16 protein-coding genes are annotated in these 14,956 nt (G+C 40.3%); 2 read left to right on the top strand and 14 right to left on the bottom strand.

Annotation, left to right across the window (positions count from 1 at the left end):
• Nucleotides 1-7: 7 nt before the first annotated feature.
• The 10 genes from B9N65_RS02120 to lpxB all read right to left on the bottom strand — a co-directional run bounded on the left by B9N65_RS02120 (nucleotide 8) and on the right by lpxB (nucleotide 9,607).
• Nucleotides 8-544 carry a 50S ribosomal protein L25/general stress protein Ctc gene (locus B9N65_RS02120; protein WP_002939542.1) on the bottom strand — a complete coding sequence of 179 codons (537 nt, stop codon included), beginning with the start codon at nucleotides 542-544 and terminating at the stop codon, nucleotides 8-10.
• A gap of 67 nt (nucleotides 545-611) precedes the next feature.
• Nucleotides 612-1,772, bottom strand: coding sequence for a type IV pilus twitching motility protein PilT (locus B9N65_RS02125; protein ID WP_021089656.1), 1,161 nt, complete (start codon nucleotides 1,770-1,772; stop codon nucleotides 612-614).
• A complete protein-coding gene (locus B9N65_RS02130) occupies nucleotides 1,772-2,764 on the bottom strand; it encodes a transaldolase (protein ID WP_087582614.1) in 993 nt (330 codons plus the stop codon). Before B9N65_RS02130 ends, B9N65_RS02125 begins: the two co-directional genes overlap by 1 nt.
• Nucleotides 2,765-2,769: 5 nt before the next feature.
• Nucleotides 2,770-3,396 carry a phosphoserine phosphatase SerB gene (gene serB / locus B9N65_RS02135; protein ID WP_087582615.1) on the bottom strand — a complete coding sequence of 209 codons (627 nt, stop codon included), beginning with the start codon at nucleotides 3,394-3,396 and terminating at the stop codon, nucleotides 2,770-2,772.
• Nucleotides 3,397-3,404: 8 nt separating this feature from the next.
• Nucleotides 3,405-3,902 (bottom strand): chemotaxis protein CheW, encoded by a 498-nt coding sequence (locus B9N65_RS02140; protein ID WP_021087872.1) that lies wholly within the window; start codon nucleotides 3,900-3,902, stop codon nucleotides 3,405-3,407.
• 10 nt (nucleotides 3,903-3,912) lie between these two features.
• Nucleotides 3,913-6,267, bottom strand: coding sequence for a hybrid sensor histidine kinase/response regulator (locus tag B9N65_RS02145; protein WP_087582616.1), 2,355 nt, complete (start codon nucleotides 6,265-6,267; stop codon nucleotides 3,913-3,915).
• A gap of 8 nt (nucleotides 6,268-6,275) precedes the next feature.
• Nucleotides 6,276-7,229 (bottom strand): chemotaxis protein, encoded by a 954-nt coding sequence (locus B9N65_RS02150; protein ID WP_087581061.1) that lies wholly within the window; start codon nucleotides 7,227-7,229, stop codon nucleotides 6,276-6,278.
• Nucleotides 7,229-8,020, bottom strand: a complete 792-nt coding sequence (locus B9N65_RS02155) for a UDP-2,3-diacylglucosamine diphosphatase (RefSeq protein WP_087582617.1) — start codon at nucleotides 8,018-8,020, stop codon at nucleotides 7,229-7,231. The genes B9N65_RS02150 and B9N65_RS02155 overlap by 1 nt, the downstream gene beginning before the upstream one ends.
• Before the next feature lie 63 nt (nucleotides 8,021-8,083).
• Nucleotides 8,084-8,569: a transcription elongation factor GreA gene (gene greA / locus B9N65_RS02160; protein ID WP_012001423.1), complete on the bottom strand. Its 486-nt coding sequence runs from the start codon at nucleotides 8,567-8,569 to the stop codon at nucleotides 8,084-8,086.
• Between the two features lie 3 nt (nucleotides 8,570-8,572).
• Nucleotides 8,573-9,607 carry a lipid-A-disaccharide synthase gene (gene lpxB, locus B9N65_RS02165; RefSeq protein WP_087582618.1) on the bottom strand — a complete coding sequence of 345 codons (1,035 nt, stop codon included), beginning with the start codon at nucleotides 9,605-9,607 and terminating at the stop codon, nucleotides 8,573-8,575.
• A gap of 102 nt (nucleotides 9,608-9,709) precedes the next feature.
• Here lpxB and surE point away from each other — a divergent pair, with 102 nt between their 5' ends.
• Nucleotides 9,710-10,486, top strand: coding sequence for a 5'/3'-nucleotidase SurE (gene surE, locus B9N65_RS02170; protein WP_087582619.1), 777 nt, complete (start codon nucleotides 9,710-9,712; stop codon nucleotides 10,484-10,486).
• Entirely contained in the window at nucleotides 10,476-11,123 is a 648-nt protein-coding gene (locus B9N65_RS02175) for a tRNA threonylcarbamoyladenosine dehydratase (RefSeq protein ID WP_087582620.1), read from the top strand. The genes surE and B9N65_RS02175 overlap by 11 nt, the downstream gene beginning before the upstream one ends.
• A 552-nt stretch (nucleotides 11,124-11,675) precedes the next feature.
• Here B9N65_RS02175 and B9N65_RS02180 read toward each other — a convergent pair.
• From B9N65_RS02180 to B9N65_RS02195, 4 genes are read right to left on the bottom strand one after another with little or no spacing between them, the layout of a single operon-like run.
• Nucleotides 11,676-12,284, bottom strand: coding sequence for a DUF4304 domain-containing protein (locus B9N65_RS02180; RefSeq protein WP_087582621.1), 609 nt, complete (start codon nucleotides 12,282-12,284; stop codon nucleotides 11,676-11,678).
• Nucleotides 12,285-12,308: 24 nt separating this feature from the next.
• The gene (gene efp, locus B9N65_RS02185) at nucleotides 12,309-12,875 is read right to left on the bottom strand and encodes an elongation factor P (RefSeq protein WP_004317246.1); all 567 of its coding nucleotides are present in this window, start codon (nucleotides 12,873-12,875) and stop codon (nucleotides 12,309-12,311) included.
• A 21-nt stretch (nucleotides 12,876-12,896) separates the two neighbouring features.
• A complete protein-coding gene (gene serA / locus B9N65_RS02190; RefSeq protein WP_257640014.1) occupies nucleotides 12,897-14,477 on the bottom strand; it encodes a phosphoglycerate dehydrogenase in 1,581 nt (526 codons plus the stop codon).
• The gene (locus B9N65_RS02195) at nucleotides 14,471-14,953 is read right to left on the bottom strand and encodes a hypothetical protein (protein ID WP_087582623.1); all 483 of its coding nucleotides are present in this window, start codon (nucleotides 14,951-14,953) and stop codon (nucleotides 14,471-14,473) included. The genes serA and B9N65_RS02195 overlap by 7 nt, the downstream gene beginning before the upstream one ends.
• Nucleotides 14,954-14,956: the final 3 nt, after the last annotated feature.

Consider the following 14,956-nt stretch of genomic DNA (forward strand, 5'->3'; position numbering starts at 1 on the left):
GCCCTTTTTATTTAGCTTTAATAACTCCAAGTACCGCAACACGGTCAGCGTCAATGATAGTAACGCCTTTAGGAGCTGTGATATCACGAACCAAAATCGTATCATCAATGTCAAGTTTGCTTACATCAACGTCAAATGAATTTGGTAAATTTTCAGCCGTGCATTTTACGCAAAGACGTCTTTTTGACTGGATCAAAACACCCTTATTTTTAAGACCAATAGGTGTTCCAACTGGCTTAACTGGGATCATATATTTTGATAAAACGCCTGGAAGTGCTACTTTTAGATCTACGTGTTTAAGATCACTTGTAACAACATCTCTTTGGTAATCAACAATAACGACATTATAAACTTTTCCGCCTACTTTTACATCAAAAGCAAGGCTCTCTTTTTTGCGTGCCTCTTTAATAAAGTCATTGACTTTAAAAGCAGCTGCAACATTCTCTAATCCCTTGCCATAAATGTTGGCGATTAGATAACCATCTCTTCTCAAAGCCTTCGCAGACTTCTTACCGATACTCTCTCTAACGATACCTTCTAACATCGTTTTCCTTTCATAAAAAATAGGTGCTGATTTTATCTAATGCTTTATAAATTTCACATAAAGCTTATTAAATTTCTTTAAGCGCGATCACTTCTGGTTGATCTTGTTTGCTTTGAGGTTTGCCAAAATTTACACCATTTTCAAAGCTAAAACCTGCCACATTTGAGCTTTTTATCTTAAGCTGTAAATCGCCCCTGTTGCTAGCATTATCAAGCGCTACTTCGGCACTAATTATCTTATTTTCATAAAGCTCAAGCAGGTGCTGATCAAAGGTTTGCATGCCATAAGTATTTTTTGACTCAGCTATGGCAAGATCGATCTCGTCAAATTTCTCTTCAGATATGAGCTCTTTTATGCGGGTATTTTTTCTCATGATCTCGACTGCTGGGCGTCTTGTGCCAAAAAGCGTCTTAACTAGCCTTTGTGAGATGACGCAAGCAAGCACTGAAGAGAACATAAGGCTGACTTTATCTCGCTCGCCTTGCGGGAAGCTATTTACTATTCTATTTACGCTCTCTTTTGCATCAAGCGTGTGAAGTGTCGAAAGCACCAAGTGACCAGTCTCAGCAGCTCTAATGGCAGTCTCTATCGTCTCAAGATCTCTCATCTCACCCACCAAAATGATGTCAGGATCTTCTCTAAGTGAAGCCCTTAGCGCATCTGAGAAATTTAGCGCATCTGCGCCGATAGAGCGCTGGTTGATTATGCTTTTATCGTCGTTAAATACGTATTCGATCGGATCTTCGATAGTCACGATGTGCGATCTTTTTGTCTGGTTGATGAAATTTATCATGCTTGCAAGCGTTGTCGTCTTGCCGCTTCCAGTTGGGCCAGTCACTAGGATGATGCCACGAGTGGTCTCGGTGCAAATTTTTTCTATCACGCTTGGTAAATTTAGATCTTTTATGGTTGGGATTTTTGTTGGAGTGACACGAAAGACAGCAGAAATTCCATTTATCTGCAAAAACATATTTACACGAAAGCAGTACTCGTCATTTAGTTTATACGAAAAATCTATATCTTTTTTATCCATAAACTCATCAAATTTAGCCCCCAAAAGCTCCTTTGCGATAGCCACCGCATCACTTGGATCTAAATTTTCTTCACTAAGTGGCATGATCTCACCATTAAATCTGCCATAAACAAGGCTTGCAGACTTTAGATGAAGGTCGCTGCCGCCTTTATCCACCAAAGAGCACAGATATGAGTCTAGGTCTTTTTTGGTCATTAAAGTGATTTCATAATCTCATCAAATGCTGCAACAAACTGCTTTAAGCCGTCATTTAAAAGCTCTTTATAAGTAGCATTTATATCGATCTCATTATTTTTTATGATGTGAAAAAAGCTTGAGATATTCTCTTTGCTAGGGGCATTTTTTGCCTCAGCTTTTTCTTTTATAAATTCTTTTATCGTCTCTATCGGAGCTGTGTTTATAGAGTTTTTATACATTAGTTCTCTAACGTAATAATCCCCTCTTAAACCACCACCTTTTACGCCAGTGCTTGCAAAAAGTGTCCTTACGTTTTCTAAGCCAAAGTCCTCAATGATATGATAGATATTTGCAGCATTCATTATGCCGATCTGTCCTGTTGGTAGGCTTTTTGCAGACATTGTCTCATCAAGCTTTCTATCAAATCTACTAACAAAAACGCTGATCACACCTTTTGGCATCGTCGTATCCACAAAGCGGCTTGCATAAGCTTTGCTACCCTCTTTAAAGGCCTCTAGGCAGTTTTTAGCCTGATCTGGCGAGAAAATGAGCGTCGCATTTACGCTGATACCTCTTGCCATGAGTGCGCTCATCGCTTCATAGCCTTCTTTTGTAGCTGGAATTTTTATCATGACATTTGGCATTGAGATAAGGTTGTGAAGCCTGATGCCCTCTTCTATCGTCGCAGCTGTTTCGCCACTTAAATTTGGATCAACCTCGATGCTAACAAAGCCATCATCACCATTTGCGTAGTTTTTTAGCATTTTACATGCGGCGATCTTGATATCTTGGGTCGCTAAAATTTCATAAAGATCTTTTGGATGACGCTTGTTGCTATTTTGTATGATCTGTTTGTAAGCAGGTGATGCAAAAGCTGTTTTAAAGATAGCTGGGTTGCTTGTAGCTCCGTTTATAACGCCATTTTCTAATAAAGAGTTGAATTCGTTTTGTAAAAAATCTCTCTCTATAAAGTCACACCAAAGAGAAAATTTAGCTTCATTATCATACATTTTTTTCACCTTATAAAATTTAAAATTTCACGCAGATCTTTGACATCCACGCAATGCGTCGCCTCTTTTTTTAAAATTTCTTTCGCACAAAAGGCAATTTTTAGATCACATTTTCTAAACATTGACACGTCATTGGCTCCATCGCCAACGCACATGATCTCACTTTTATCTAAATTTAATAGCCCCTTTAAGCGATCTATCATCTCTCCTTTTGAGCTACCAAACATCATCTCTCCGCCAACTTCACCTGTTAAAATTCCATCTTTGTGGTGCAAGATATTTGCAAAATTTGCATCAAATTTAAGTTTTTCTTGCATCTTATCAGTTGCGATGTGAAAACCGCCACTAAAGACCACAACCTTTACGCCCTTTTGCTTTAGGGCAGCTATAAGCTCGCTAGCTCCTAGCATGATGGGTAAATTTTTACAAATTTCATCTGCTTTTGAAAGTGGCATTCCTTTTAAAAATTTTACTCTTGCTGTAAGACTTTCAAAAAAATCAAGTTCGCCGTTCATCGAACGCTTCGTTATGCTAGCCACCTCATTGCTGGCGTTATTAGCGGCGGCGAGGATATCAATCGTCTCGCCGTCCATTATCGTAGAGTCAAAGTCAAAAACACAAAGTTTTATCAAGATATGCCCTAAAAATCACGCTTTAAAAGGCTCTCAACCTTTAAAATCGTAAGGATATTTTGATCTCGTTTGCCGATACCATAGATCATGCCTTTGTCTTTTACTAAAGTCTCTGGCGGCGGATCGATCCTGTTGCGGTCTATTCTGATAGCCTCCGTCAAGCGGTCTATCACGAAGCCTGCTATGTTATCCTCATCTTTCATGACGATATATCTTGTATTTGAGCTTTGTTTTGTAACATTTAGTGAAAAACGTTTTCGCAAATCAATAAGCGGGATAACGTTTCCACGCAAGTTAAAGACACCAAGAACATAGTCGGGCACGCTAGGAACACGGGTGTATTCGATAGGCTTGATTATCTCTTGGATATTTAAAATAGGTATCGCATACTCTTCTTCGCCAACAACGAAGCCTACAAGTTGGACTATATCTTCGTTGTTTTTTATCTCAGGCTCGTCAATTTGCTGTTTTTGTTTGCTTAAAACTTGGTTTAGTTTATCATTCATCGCCTAACCCCTAACCTAATTTAATATTTTTTCTAACAACGTTTTCAAGGTACTCTGACGAATATGGTTTTGTGATATATTCAGTCATACCAACCTCTACTCCGCGCAATCTATCAGTTTTAGACGTTCTTGATGTTACTGCTATTAGCGGTAAAGTGCGATACTTAGAGTATTTGCGAATTTCACCAGCTAGAGTATATCCGTCCATCCTTGGCATCTCAATGTCAATGAGCACCGCATCAAATGCATGCTCGCCTGATTTAATTATATTGAGTGCTTCTACTCCGTTAGTTGCTTCTATTATTGTGACGCCGATTGGCTCAAGCGACTTTTGCATAATGGTTCTATCCATCTTAGAGTCATCAACGATTAGGACCTTATAATCGCTTGGTTTCTCTTTTGCTTTAGTGCTATCTTCCATCTCGGCTCTAATATTTACCTTAATATCCTTTGCCATCTCCATCATAGCACCAACGTCTATGATAAGAGTTACGCGGCCATCGCCTCTTATAGTAGCTCCAGCGATGCCTGGGATATTTTGCAAATAATCACCCATTGACTTAATAACGATCTCTTCTTGACCGACTAATGTATCTACGATGATGCCCAGTTTTGCCTCGGCAACGCCGATGATAACAACATAAGTTTGATCTCCGCCGTCAAAGACTTTATTGACACCAAAGACATCTGAAAGTCTAACAAGAGATAAGACCTCATCTCTTAGTCTTAGAACGTTTTTGCCATCGATCGTGTAGATATCATCGATTGGCACGCGAACAGTCTCAAGAACGCTCGCAAGCGGTATCGCATAAAATTCCTCTTGTGTTCCGACAAGAAGTGACTGAATGATCGCAAGTGTGAGTGGAATTTTAAGCTTCATAACTGTGCCTTTTCCAACTTCACTCTCGATATCAATGATACCATTTAGTTTTTCAATGTTTGTCTTAACAACGTCCATGCCAACGCCACGACCAGATACGTTTGTAACCTTCGCTGCAGTTGAAAATCCTGGCTTAAATATAAGACCAAAAGCCTCTTTCTCGCTCATCGCATCGGCTTCACGCTCAGTGATGATGCCTTTTTCTATAGACTTAGCTTTAAGCATATCAGCATCTAAGCCCTTACCATCATCAACTATCTCAACAACGATATGGTTGCCCTCGTTGTAAGCTTTTAGCTGAACAAGGCCTTTTTCAGGTTTGCCCATTGCCTTTCTTGTCTCAGGATCTTCGATACCGTGGTCGCATGAGTTTCTGATGATGTGAACTAGCGGATCGCCGATCTCTTCAACGATTGATTTATCAAGCTCAGTCTCTTCACCTGAAATTTCAAGGTCGATCTGCTTACCAAGCTCACGGCTAAGATCGCGTATCATACGTGGGAATTTATTAAAGACTTTTGCTATTGGAAGCATTCTTGTCTTCATAACAGCTAGCTGGATATCAGTCGTAACTAGACTTAGGCTTGATACTACTTGATTTAGCTCTTCAAGGAATTTCTCGCCCTCATATCTCTCTTCTACGTCATCATAAATTTTTAGTAGGCGGTTTTTACCAAGAACAAGCTCGCCGATTAAATTCATCAAGTGATCAAGTCTTTTGACTTCAACACGTATCGTTTGCTCTTGTGCTACCGCACTGCTACTATTAGCTGCTGGCACTTTTTTATCTGCATCTCTTTCTCTACTAGGAGCTGGCTTAGGTGCAGGTGCTGGCGCAGCGCTTGTGGCTGGAGCTATCTCTTCAGGAGATTTTGGAGCTATGCCTTTTGAAGCACGTCTTGCTTGATCTTCAGCCTTTCTAACTTTTAAAAGTCTCTCTATCTCAGCTTCAACCTCAGAGTCACTTAGCTTTGAAAGCTCGGCATCACTTACTTCAGGAGCTGCTTCTTCAGCTGGCGCGACAGGTTCTGGCTCTTTTACTGGCTCAGGTGCTGGTGCGGCTGCTGGAGCTTCTAGGGCTGCGCTTGGGGCTTCACCTTCAGAAATTTGAGTAAGTCTTACACAAATATTTTTGATATCAATGCCAGCGGCTGCGTCACTACCGTTATCTCTAATGCTCTCAAGTAGTCCCTTCATCATATCAACTGACTCAAGAACAACGTCCATGATATCTGGAGTGATCTTTAGCTCGCCTTTTCTAGCTTTGTTCAAAACATCTTCCATGTGGTGAGTAAGCTCTGTTAAAACGTCAAAATTTAAAAAGCTTGAGCTACCTTTTACTGTGTGAGCAACACGGAAAATTCTATTTAAAAGCTCCAAGTCTTCAGGGTTTGACTCAAGTTCGACAAGGTCATGGTCTATCTGCTCAATAAGTTCGAAAGCCTCTATTAAAAAGTCTTCCATTATTTCTTTCATATCATCCATACTTCACCTCACTTCGCAGATTTAGAATGTGCTTCAATCACTTTTAGCACCTCTTGATAAAATACACCAGCATCAAATTTTGTAAGATACGCAGCACCACCGGCTTCTTTACTCTTAACCTCACTAAATTCGTTGCTTAATGAAGAGTTAAACACAATCGGAACATCTTTAAATCTATCATCATTTTTAATAGTTGAAGCAAAGCGGTATCCATCCATCTGTGGCATTTCGATATCACTTAAGATAACTCTAAGCTCTTTTGTTAAGTTATCTCCATATCTTTGATAAAGCTCTTCCATTCTCTCTAATCCCTCAACGCCGTTTTTAGCTTCAACTACGCTAAGACCCATCTTCTCAAGTGCGTCTTTTACTAGCTTTCTAGCAGTTGAGCTATCATCTAGAACTAAAGCAGCACCTTTGATCTTTTGATCTTCTGTTACGTCAAATTCGATCTTTGGTGAGTAAATTCCTAGCTCTTCAACGATGCTTTCAAGATCAAGAATGAGAAGTACTTCGTCATTTTCTATTCTTGTTACGCCTGTGATCTTACCTTTATCCAGAGTACCAGCTCCAGCAGCAAAATTTGCAGGCTCTATATCTTTCCAGTTTATACGTCTGATCCTCTTGGCCTCATGGACGATAAAACCGATTAATATACCGCTAAATTCAGCGATAATAACACGTGGCTTTATGACTACACCCTCAGTTGGCTCGACGATATTCATCCATCTTGCCAAATTTATGACAGGGATAACCACACCTCTTAAATCAAAAATTCCCTCGATATACTCAGGAACGCCAGGAAGCTCGGTAAGATTTGGCATCTTAATGATCTCCCGCACCTTTGCGACATTGACTCCGTATATTCCTTCATATACTTTGTTTTCGGCCTTTTTAAAGATACGAAAATCAACAAGTTCCATCTCGTTTGAGCCCGTTTTTAGTACGTTGTCTCCAAACATCAATGTCCTTTCAAACTCATTTTGAGCAAATTCAACTTTTGCTGGGCGTATTCTACAACAAAATAACTTTGCTCGCATGCAAAACAAGGTAAATTTATATAAAATCTATCGTAAATATCAAATAGCTCACCTTGATGATAGTGTCCCTCTATCACTATACTTGCGTCAAAGCCCTGCAAATGCTTGCTCATTAGCTCCTTGAAGTTTGAAATTTTATAGTGCAGATTTTTCTTAGTAAGTTTGGCTAGTATCGCTTTTGAAATTTTAAAATCCAAAATTTTATCAAGCGCGTTCATAAATTTCAAAAACCATCTAAGCCTTAAAAACCTAAGCGCATACTTATCTATAAAAGGCAAAAATATATCGCCATGCGCGATCTGGACGTGCTCGCCGCTTATAGTTCTAAATTTCACTGGCTGAGCGCAAATGTCATAGACCTTTACCCCCTCAAAGCTTAGCCTCTCGCCTTTGTCCCAAAAATCTCTAGTTTTATTAAATAAATTTGAAAGCCTAAAATCGTGGTTGCCCTCGAAGTAAAAAATTTCCACCTTTTGTGAAATTTTATCTATAAGCCTTAAGTGCTCAGCGTAAAATCCTCTTGTATATTCGCCCTCGCCCGTTAAAAAATCAAATATATCGCCAAGCAAGAAAATCTGTGGCGGCTCCTTGATCTCTCCGCTATCAACGCCGCGCAAGAATTTCAAAAATCCATCTCTATTTACATTTTCATGCGCATCAGCCAAAAAGATCGCGCCTTCTTTTATAACGGGGGCATATAGGTATTCGCTCAAATTTTGCCTTAATTAAAAATTAGCAGAGCCAAAAAGCAGTTTTTAGCTCTTTGCCTCGTCTTTTTAGTCAAATTTTATAGGTTTATAGCAGATCTTAACGATCTCGACGTCGCTTCTGCCTTTTGGTAAATTTAGCGCTACCTCATCGCCCTCAGCCTTGCCTAAAAGCTGCTTTGCAAGAGGTGAGTTTATCGAGATATAGCCCTTGTCTAGGTCGCTTTCGCTCACACCAACTATCGTGTAAGTATGCTCTACCTCAGTCTCTTCGTCCATTATCGTCACACTAGAGCCAAATCTTACCCTATCATGCTCGTAGCTACTTGGATCGATCACTTCTGCGTTTGCCAAAAGTGCGCTAAGCTCAGCTATCCTAGCGTCTATAAAGGCTTGCTTCTCCTTTGCTGCGTGATACTCGGCGTTTTCTTTTAGGTCGCCGTGGCTTCGTGCGATGTCGATCTCTGTTACGATTTGTGGGCGTTGCACTAGCCTTAGATCTTTTAGCTCAGCTTCTATCTTCTCGTATCCGTGCATTGTCATTGGTTCACTCATTTTTTACTCCATATTTTTTAAAATTTTTACTACATTTTTACTGCTGCCATGCCCTAGGTAAGCCCTTAGCTCATCGCAGCCTTTTAAGAATTTTTGCCTATCGCAGCTCTTGTAGGCTCTTAGCAAATTTTCAGCCGTTGCAAACTCTTGGATAAACTCCTCATGAAGCGGCTCTTTGCCCATGAAATCAAACATTATATTTGCAAGTCCCGCGTGCTTGATCTTTACAAATTTTCTAGCGATGAAAACATCTATCGCTTTTGCCTTATATGCTAGCACAAATGGTGTGCCAATGAGCGCTGCCTCAAGCGTAGCCGTGCCAGAGCAAACAAAGGCAAAGTCGCTCTCATACAAGGCTTCAGGCGTGTTTGAGACGATCTCAAAGTCGCTCACATCGCCATAAATTTCGCCCACTTTATCAAGCAAAAATGGTGGCACGACAAGTAGCCTTTTTGCTTCTATCTTTTTAGCAAGCTCTCTATAAACTGGCATCAGCCTTGAAATCTCTGACCTTCTTGAGCCTGGCAAAAACGCCACTTTGCCGCTGCTACTTAGGCTAGTTTTCTTAAGCTTTATCTCATCCATCAAAGGATGCCCCACGTAGGTCGAGCGGCTATAAAATTTCGCATCAAATGGCAGGATCGAAGCTAGGTTGTCACAGTATCTCTCCACAACGCTCACTCTTTTTGGCTTCCACGCCCAAACTTGAGGCAAGATGTAGTATGTCACGGCTGCTTTTGCGCCGGCCTCTTTTATCGCCTTTGCAAGCGGCAGGTTAAAGGCTGGACTGTCTATTAGCAGCACTGCATCAGCCTCTTTTGCCATCTGGCTCATCACTTTTATCGCCTTTTTTGCCTTAAAAATGAGTGGCAAAACCTCGACAAAGCCCATCGCAGAAAACTCGCTGCTTTTCATATATGGCGTGCCAAGCTCTTCGCTAAAAATTCCCATTAGCTCAAATTCGCCCTCAAAATTTTTCAAAATTTCTTTTAAATGCAAATTTGCCGATGGCTCAAGAGCGGAGACTAAAATTTTCATTTACACACTTTCATCAGGTCTTTTTTTGGGGGCATTATACGCAAAAATTCTTTAAAATTTTAAGAAAGCTGTGATAAAATCCAACCCTTTAAAGGATAAAATTTGAAAGAAATTTTGATAACAAATGACGATGGATTTGAGGCGGCTGGACTACTTGCCTTAAAAGAAGCTTTAAGCGAGCTAGATGGCGTAAATGTCACGATAGTAGCTCCAAGCTCTGAAAAATCAGCCTGCGCTCACTCTTTGACGCTCACAAGACCGCTTAGGTTTATAAAACTTGATGATAACTTTTTTAAACTTGACGACGCAACGCCCAGCGACTGCGTCTATCTCGCACTTCATGCACTTTATAATAAAAAACCAGATCTAGTGATAAGCGGCATAAATCACGGGGCAAATTTAGGCGAGGACATCACCTACTCTGGCACGTGTGGAGCAGCGATGGAGGGCGTTTTACAGGGCATTAGAAGCATCGCTTTTTCACAGTTTTATGAAAACAACTCACTAAATGAACTTGGCTTTGAGCTAGCAAAAAAGATCGTTAAATTTATCGTACCAAAGGTGCTAAATGATGAAATTTCGCTAAATCAAAGAGAATTTCTAAATGTAAATATCCCAGCCACAACTAGCAAAAATTTCAAAGGTTATGCCGTCGTGCCAGCTGGCAGACGCACCTACGCCACGCATGCCACGCTTAATCGCAACCCAAGAGGCATCGAGTACTACTGGCTTGGAAACGCCGCACTTGAATACGAAAAAGGCGAGCCAAGCGACATCAGCAAGGTAAATGAGGGCTTTGCCACGATAACGCCCATAAAACTAAATATGACTTCGTATGAGAGTTTGGAGAGCTTAAAAGGGAAATTTGATGCAAAATGATAGATTTACAAGGATAAGATGGCTCTTTGGCGAGGATGGTTTTAACAAGCTTCAAAGCGCAAAAGTGCTAGTTTGCGGAGCTGGAGGCGTTGGTGGAATGTGCGTAGATGCGCTTGCTAGAAGCGGGGTCGGAAGCATCACTCTAATCGACAAAGACATCTTTGACGTGACAAATCAAAACCGCCAAATTTACAGCGAAAACGTAGGCGGCGTAAAGGTGGAGGAGTTTGCCAAAATTTATCCTTGCATCACGCCTATGCAGACGCTGATCACGCCTGAGTTTGTTGCTGGATTTGACTTTAGTAAATTTGACGTGGTGATTGACGCGATCGATGATATAGCTGCCAAGATCGCCCTTGCAAACGCAGTAGATCCTAGCAAATTTATAGCCTCGATGGGTGGGGCAAAAAGGGTTGATCCAACCAAGATCAAGGTGGCTTGCGTTTGGAAAACATCGGTCGATCCACTAGCTAGAAAATATAGATATGAGCTCAAAAAATCAGGCTTTATCGGTAAATTTGACGTCGTCTTTTCAACAGAAGAGCCACTTTGCAAACCACTTGGAAGCTTCATGGGCGTGACTGCTTGCTTTGGGCTAAATTTAGCCTCACTAGCTGTTAAAAAGATAGTTGGGTAGCAAGTCCAAAATTACACTCCGAGCAAAATTTCAAATTAGAGCTGACATTTTTGGATATAAACTTAATATCCAGCTCTACAATACACAAATTTAACAATCCAAGATGAGCGTCTAGCAAATTTTAAAAATTTGTGAACAAGTAATTTTAGTAGCAATTCTTGTGAGTGAATGGAAATTTAAAATTTGTAAAAATAGCTTGATTAAATTTGATTTATCCAAGAATGAGACAATGGGGCATAAATTTTACTTCACTGGTTTGCAGCTGTAGGACAGACACAAAACTCGTTCACTTATCCCACTTCTTTTTTAATCCCTCATCTGCTTGCAGTTACGAAGCGAAGCCAGAGTAAAAACCTCTCGCACATTCAAGATGCATGCTTTAATGCTGGTGCATCGCAAACCACAACAAATTTCTATTTTAAAATATAGCTTTAAAAACTATAAGTCCTAAATTTTAGTAAGTAGTTTAAATAAATAAAAATTTAAAATAGACGCAAAGCTTACATATTTATCTGATCGTATTTGATGCTTTTTACAACCAAATGCGATTTGTCATTTAAATTTTATCTCATCTTTTTTATATTTTCTAAGTAGCTCGTTTATTTGGTTTTGAAATTTACCCCACCTTGCTTCACTGCCATGCTTTGCGAAGAGCCTTTTGGCGTGAGAGGCTAAAATTTCGCTTTTATCTTTTATCAAAAGATATTCGTAGAGTTGATTTATCGCTGCAAGGCCATTTTGTTCGAGCATTAGCTCTATTAAATTTTTTTCAGAGCTATTTTGCTCAAAAAATTTAAAAACAAAGCCAAGGTCGTTTGCCACATTTTCATAAATTTTAGCCACGTCACTATCTGGCTCTAGCTCGTAGTATGCAGCAGCTGAGCTAGAAATTTCATGTGCTCTAGCTCTAAAATGGCACTCATACTCTTTTGGCTTGTCAAGCGCTTCTTTACCAAGAGTAGCCTCTATAAAAGTGGCGTAAATGCCGCAATTTATATAAAATCTTGTGCGCTCGGAGCCATTGCCACTACTTTTTTGAAAATTTATAACGTAGATAAAATTTGGAGTATTTTTGTAGAAATTTAAAGCGCTCTTGCTAAAGCCATTATCCTTAAATAGCGGCTTTAGTAGAGCGATAAGCTCGTCAAATTTCTCTTTCATAAATTTAACGCGCCAGATGTATGATTATTTATTTGCGCGCTCGATGTACTCGCCACGAACGGTATCAACGCGGATGACCTCGCCTTCTAGTACGTGAAATGGTATCTGAACTACCGCGCCGCTCTCAAGAGTAGCTGGCTTTTTGCCGCCTTGTGTATCGCCCTTGAAATTCGGTGGAGTTTCAACTATCTTTAGCTCGACCACTTGTGGTACTTCAACGCCGATAGCATTGCCGTTGTGAAATAAAATTTCAACCATCATACCATCGATCATCCATTTTTTAACATCGCCCACGTCCTCGTCGCTGATCGCAACTTGCTCGTAAGTAGTCGTGTCCATAAACTGGCAAAACTCACCATCATCATAGAGGTACTGCATCTCTTTTTCTTCAAGATGCGGCTGCTCGCACTTATCGCCTGCGTGAAAAGTCTTTTCAAGAACCTTTCCATCGACAAAAGATTTGATCTTTGCACGAACAAAAGCTGCACCCTTGCCCGGTTTAACGTGTTGATATTCTACGATTTTATAAGGAACGCCGTCGATCTCGATCTTTAGTCCCTTTTTTAGATCGCCCATTGAATATGAAGCCATTTTTTATCCTTTCGTAATTTGTTATATAACTGCGTATTGAGCCCAAACACAAGCTTCAAGTGCGTTTAATCTCTCTAGCGTTTCTGTTTTTATATGTTCATCGACCAAGATGACCGCAAGCGCCATGCCGTGCTCATCTCTACCAAGACGGAAGTCAGCGATGTTTATCTTCTCGTCAGCTAAAATTTTACTGATCTGAGCGATAACGCCTGGTACGTCGTGGTTTTTAAAGATGATCATCTTGCCTTTTGGCTTGAAGTCAGTCTTAAAGCCATTTACGGTTACTATGCGTTGTTGATTTTCCCCAAAGACCGTGCCGCCAACGCTTACGATGCCGTTTTCAGTCGTAAGACGAACTGTGATCTTGTTTTTAAAGATACTGTCTCCACCTGTGCTAGTTTCGGTAGTTATGCCTTTTTCGTCGCATAAAAATTTAGCATTTACGTAGTTTATCGCATCGCCAAGACTCTCTTTTAAAGCGCCCACGATCGCAAAAGTTAGCATTGAATTTGCATATTCGCCAATCTGCCCGTGAGTCTCTATACGGATAGCTTTGATGGCACTTTTGTTTATCTGAGCTGCGAGAAATGCCATCTTGCTTGTAAGATCGATATAAGGCTCAAAAAACGGCGGTAAATCTTCTGTTTTGATAGGTAAATTTAAAGCGTTTGGATAGCTTATACCGCGTGCTGCCAAGATAGCTTGCTCGACTGCCTCTACTGCGATGTTGCGCTGCGACTCAAGGGTGTTTGCCCCAAGATGCGGTGTGACGCTTACATTATTTAGATCAAGAAGCGGATGGCTTGTCGCTGGCTCTTTTGTAAAAACGTCGATACCAGCAAATGCTATCTTGCCGCTTTTTAGCCCTTCATAAAGAGCCTCTTCGTTATAAAGACCACCTCTAGCGCAGTTTATAAGCCTTACGCCATCTTTCATCTTTGCTATCTCTTTAGCGCCGATCATATCGGTGGTTTCTTTGGTCTTTGGAGTGTGGATCGTGATGAAGTCGCATGCCAAGATGTCATCAAAATTTTTAGTATAAGTACCGCCCATATCGATAACTTTAGATGGATCGATATATGGGTCGTATGCGATGATATCCATGCCAAAAGCCTTTGCGCGAGCTGCTACTCTTGAGCCTATGTTACCAAAGCCGATCACACCTAGCTTTTTCTTAAAAAGCTCAACTCCATACCACTTCTCGCGTTTCCAAATTCTATCTAGTTTTAGATCGTTGTGAGCGTATTCAAGTGATCTTGCAGCTGCTAGCATGTGTGCCATAGTTAGCTCAACTGCTGCGATAGTATTTGCAGTTGGGACATTCATAGCGATGATGCCTCTTCTTGAACAGCCATCTATATCAACATTATCCACGCCAACACCAGCTCTAACGATAGCTTTTAGCTTCTTACCAGCTTCTAAAAACGCTTCATTTACCTCAGTAGAGCTTCTAGTGATCGCTACATCAGCCTCGCCTAAAATTTTTAAAAGCTCGTCTTTTGGGGTATTAACTGCGTCTATTACATTTATATCTTGTTCTTTTTTTAAAAGTTCAAAACCTACTGGGTGTATCGCATCGCAAACAATGATAGTTTTCATAATTTTACCTCTCTTACACTTGAGTGGATGTCGTAAACTCTTAGCTGCAAAATGATATTTTGCAAAAGCCTCGAGTCTTGGGTATTTAAAAAGATCTGGCTCTTAGCGCCATCTCTTACTACAGTAAAATCAACCTCGCTATTTCGCAAAGTCTGCATCAAGCAGAACATAGAGTAGATATCGTTTTTATCTATCAAAAGTTCATATGCTGTGATCTTTGGCTTTTCTATCTTAGGTCGGTTGTATTCTATAAAAATTTCATTTACAGGCAATACGTAATCTTTTTTCTTAATAGTTGCCAGCTCGTTGATCCAGTTTTCACTGCCGGCTGTATTTTTGGTTATATTTTGCTCGCTTGTAATATTTTTTTCAGTAGTTTGGCTGAAATTTACACTTGCAAATTTAACAAGATAAACTCCAACCAAACCTAACATCACAAAGAGCAGAACAACAACTGATAAAAGCGTGCGTCTGCCCATTTA

The organism is Campylobacter concisus (assembly GCF_002165815.1).
Classification (GTDB): Bacteria; Campylobacterota; Campylobacteria; order Campylobacterales; family Campylobacteraceae; genus Campylobacter_A; species Campylobacter_A concisus_BH.

Bases quoted from the DNA above. Each gene is read 5' to 3' on its own strand.
- B9N65_RS02195 (WP_087582623.1), bottom strand. From the start codon at position 14,953: ATGGGCAGACGCACGCTTTTATCAGTTGTTGTTCTGCTCTTTGTGATG.
- lpxB (WP_087582618.1), bottom strand. From the start codon at position 9,607: ATGAAAATTTTAGTCTCCGCTCTTGAGCCATCGGCAAATTTGCATTTA.
- B9N65_RS02120 (WP_002939542.1), bottom strand. From the start codon at position 544: ATGTTAGAAGGTATCGTTAGAGAGAGTATCGGTAAGAAGTCTGCGAAG.
- B9N65_RS02140 (WP_021087872.1), bottom strand. From the start codon at position 3,902: ATGAATGATAAACTAAACCAAGTTTTAAGCAAACAAAAACAGCAAATT.
- B9N65_RS02125 (WP_021089656.1), bottom strand. From the start codon at position 1,772: ATGACCAAAAAAGACCTAGACTCATATCTGTGCTCTTTGGTGGATAAA.
- B9N65_RS02150 (WP_087581061.1), bottom strand. From the start codon at position 7,229: ATGTTTGGAGACAACGTACTAAAAACGGGCTCAAACGAGATGGAACTT.
- efp (WP_004317246.1), bottom strand. From the start codon at position 12,875: ATGGCTTCATATTCAATGGGCGATCTAAAAAAGGGACTAAAGATCGAG.
- B9N65_RS02180 (WP_087582621.1), bottom strand. From the start codon at position 12,284: ATGAAAGAGAAATTTGACGAGCTTATCGCTCTACTAAAGCCGCTATTT.
- B9N65_RS02175 (WP_087582620.1), top strand. From the start codon at position 10,476: ATGCAAAATGATAGATTTACAAGGATAAGATGGCTCTTTGGCGAGGAT.
- B9N65_RS02130 (WP_087582614.1), bottom strand. From the start codon at position 2,764: ATGTATGATAATGAAGCTAAATTTTCTCTTTGGTGTGACTTTATAGAG.
- greA (WP_012001423.1), bottom strand. From the start codon at position 8,569: ATGAGTGAACCAATGACAATGCACGGATACGAGAAGATAGAAGCTGAG.
- B9N65_RS02145 (WP_087582616.1), bottom strand. From the start codon at position 6,267: ATGGATGATATGAAAGAAATAATGGAAGACTTTTTAATAGAGGCTTTC.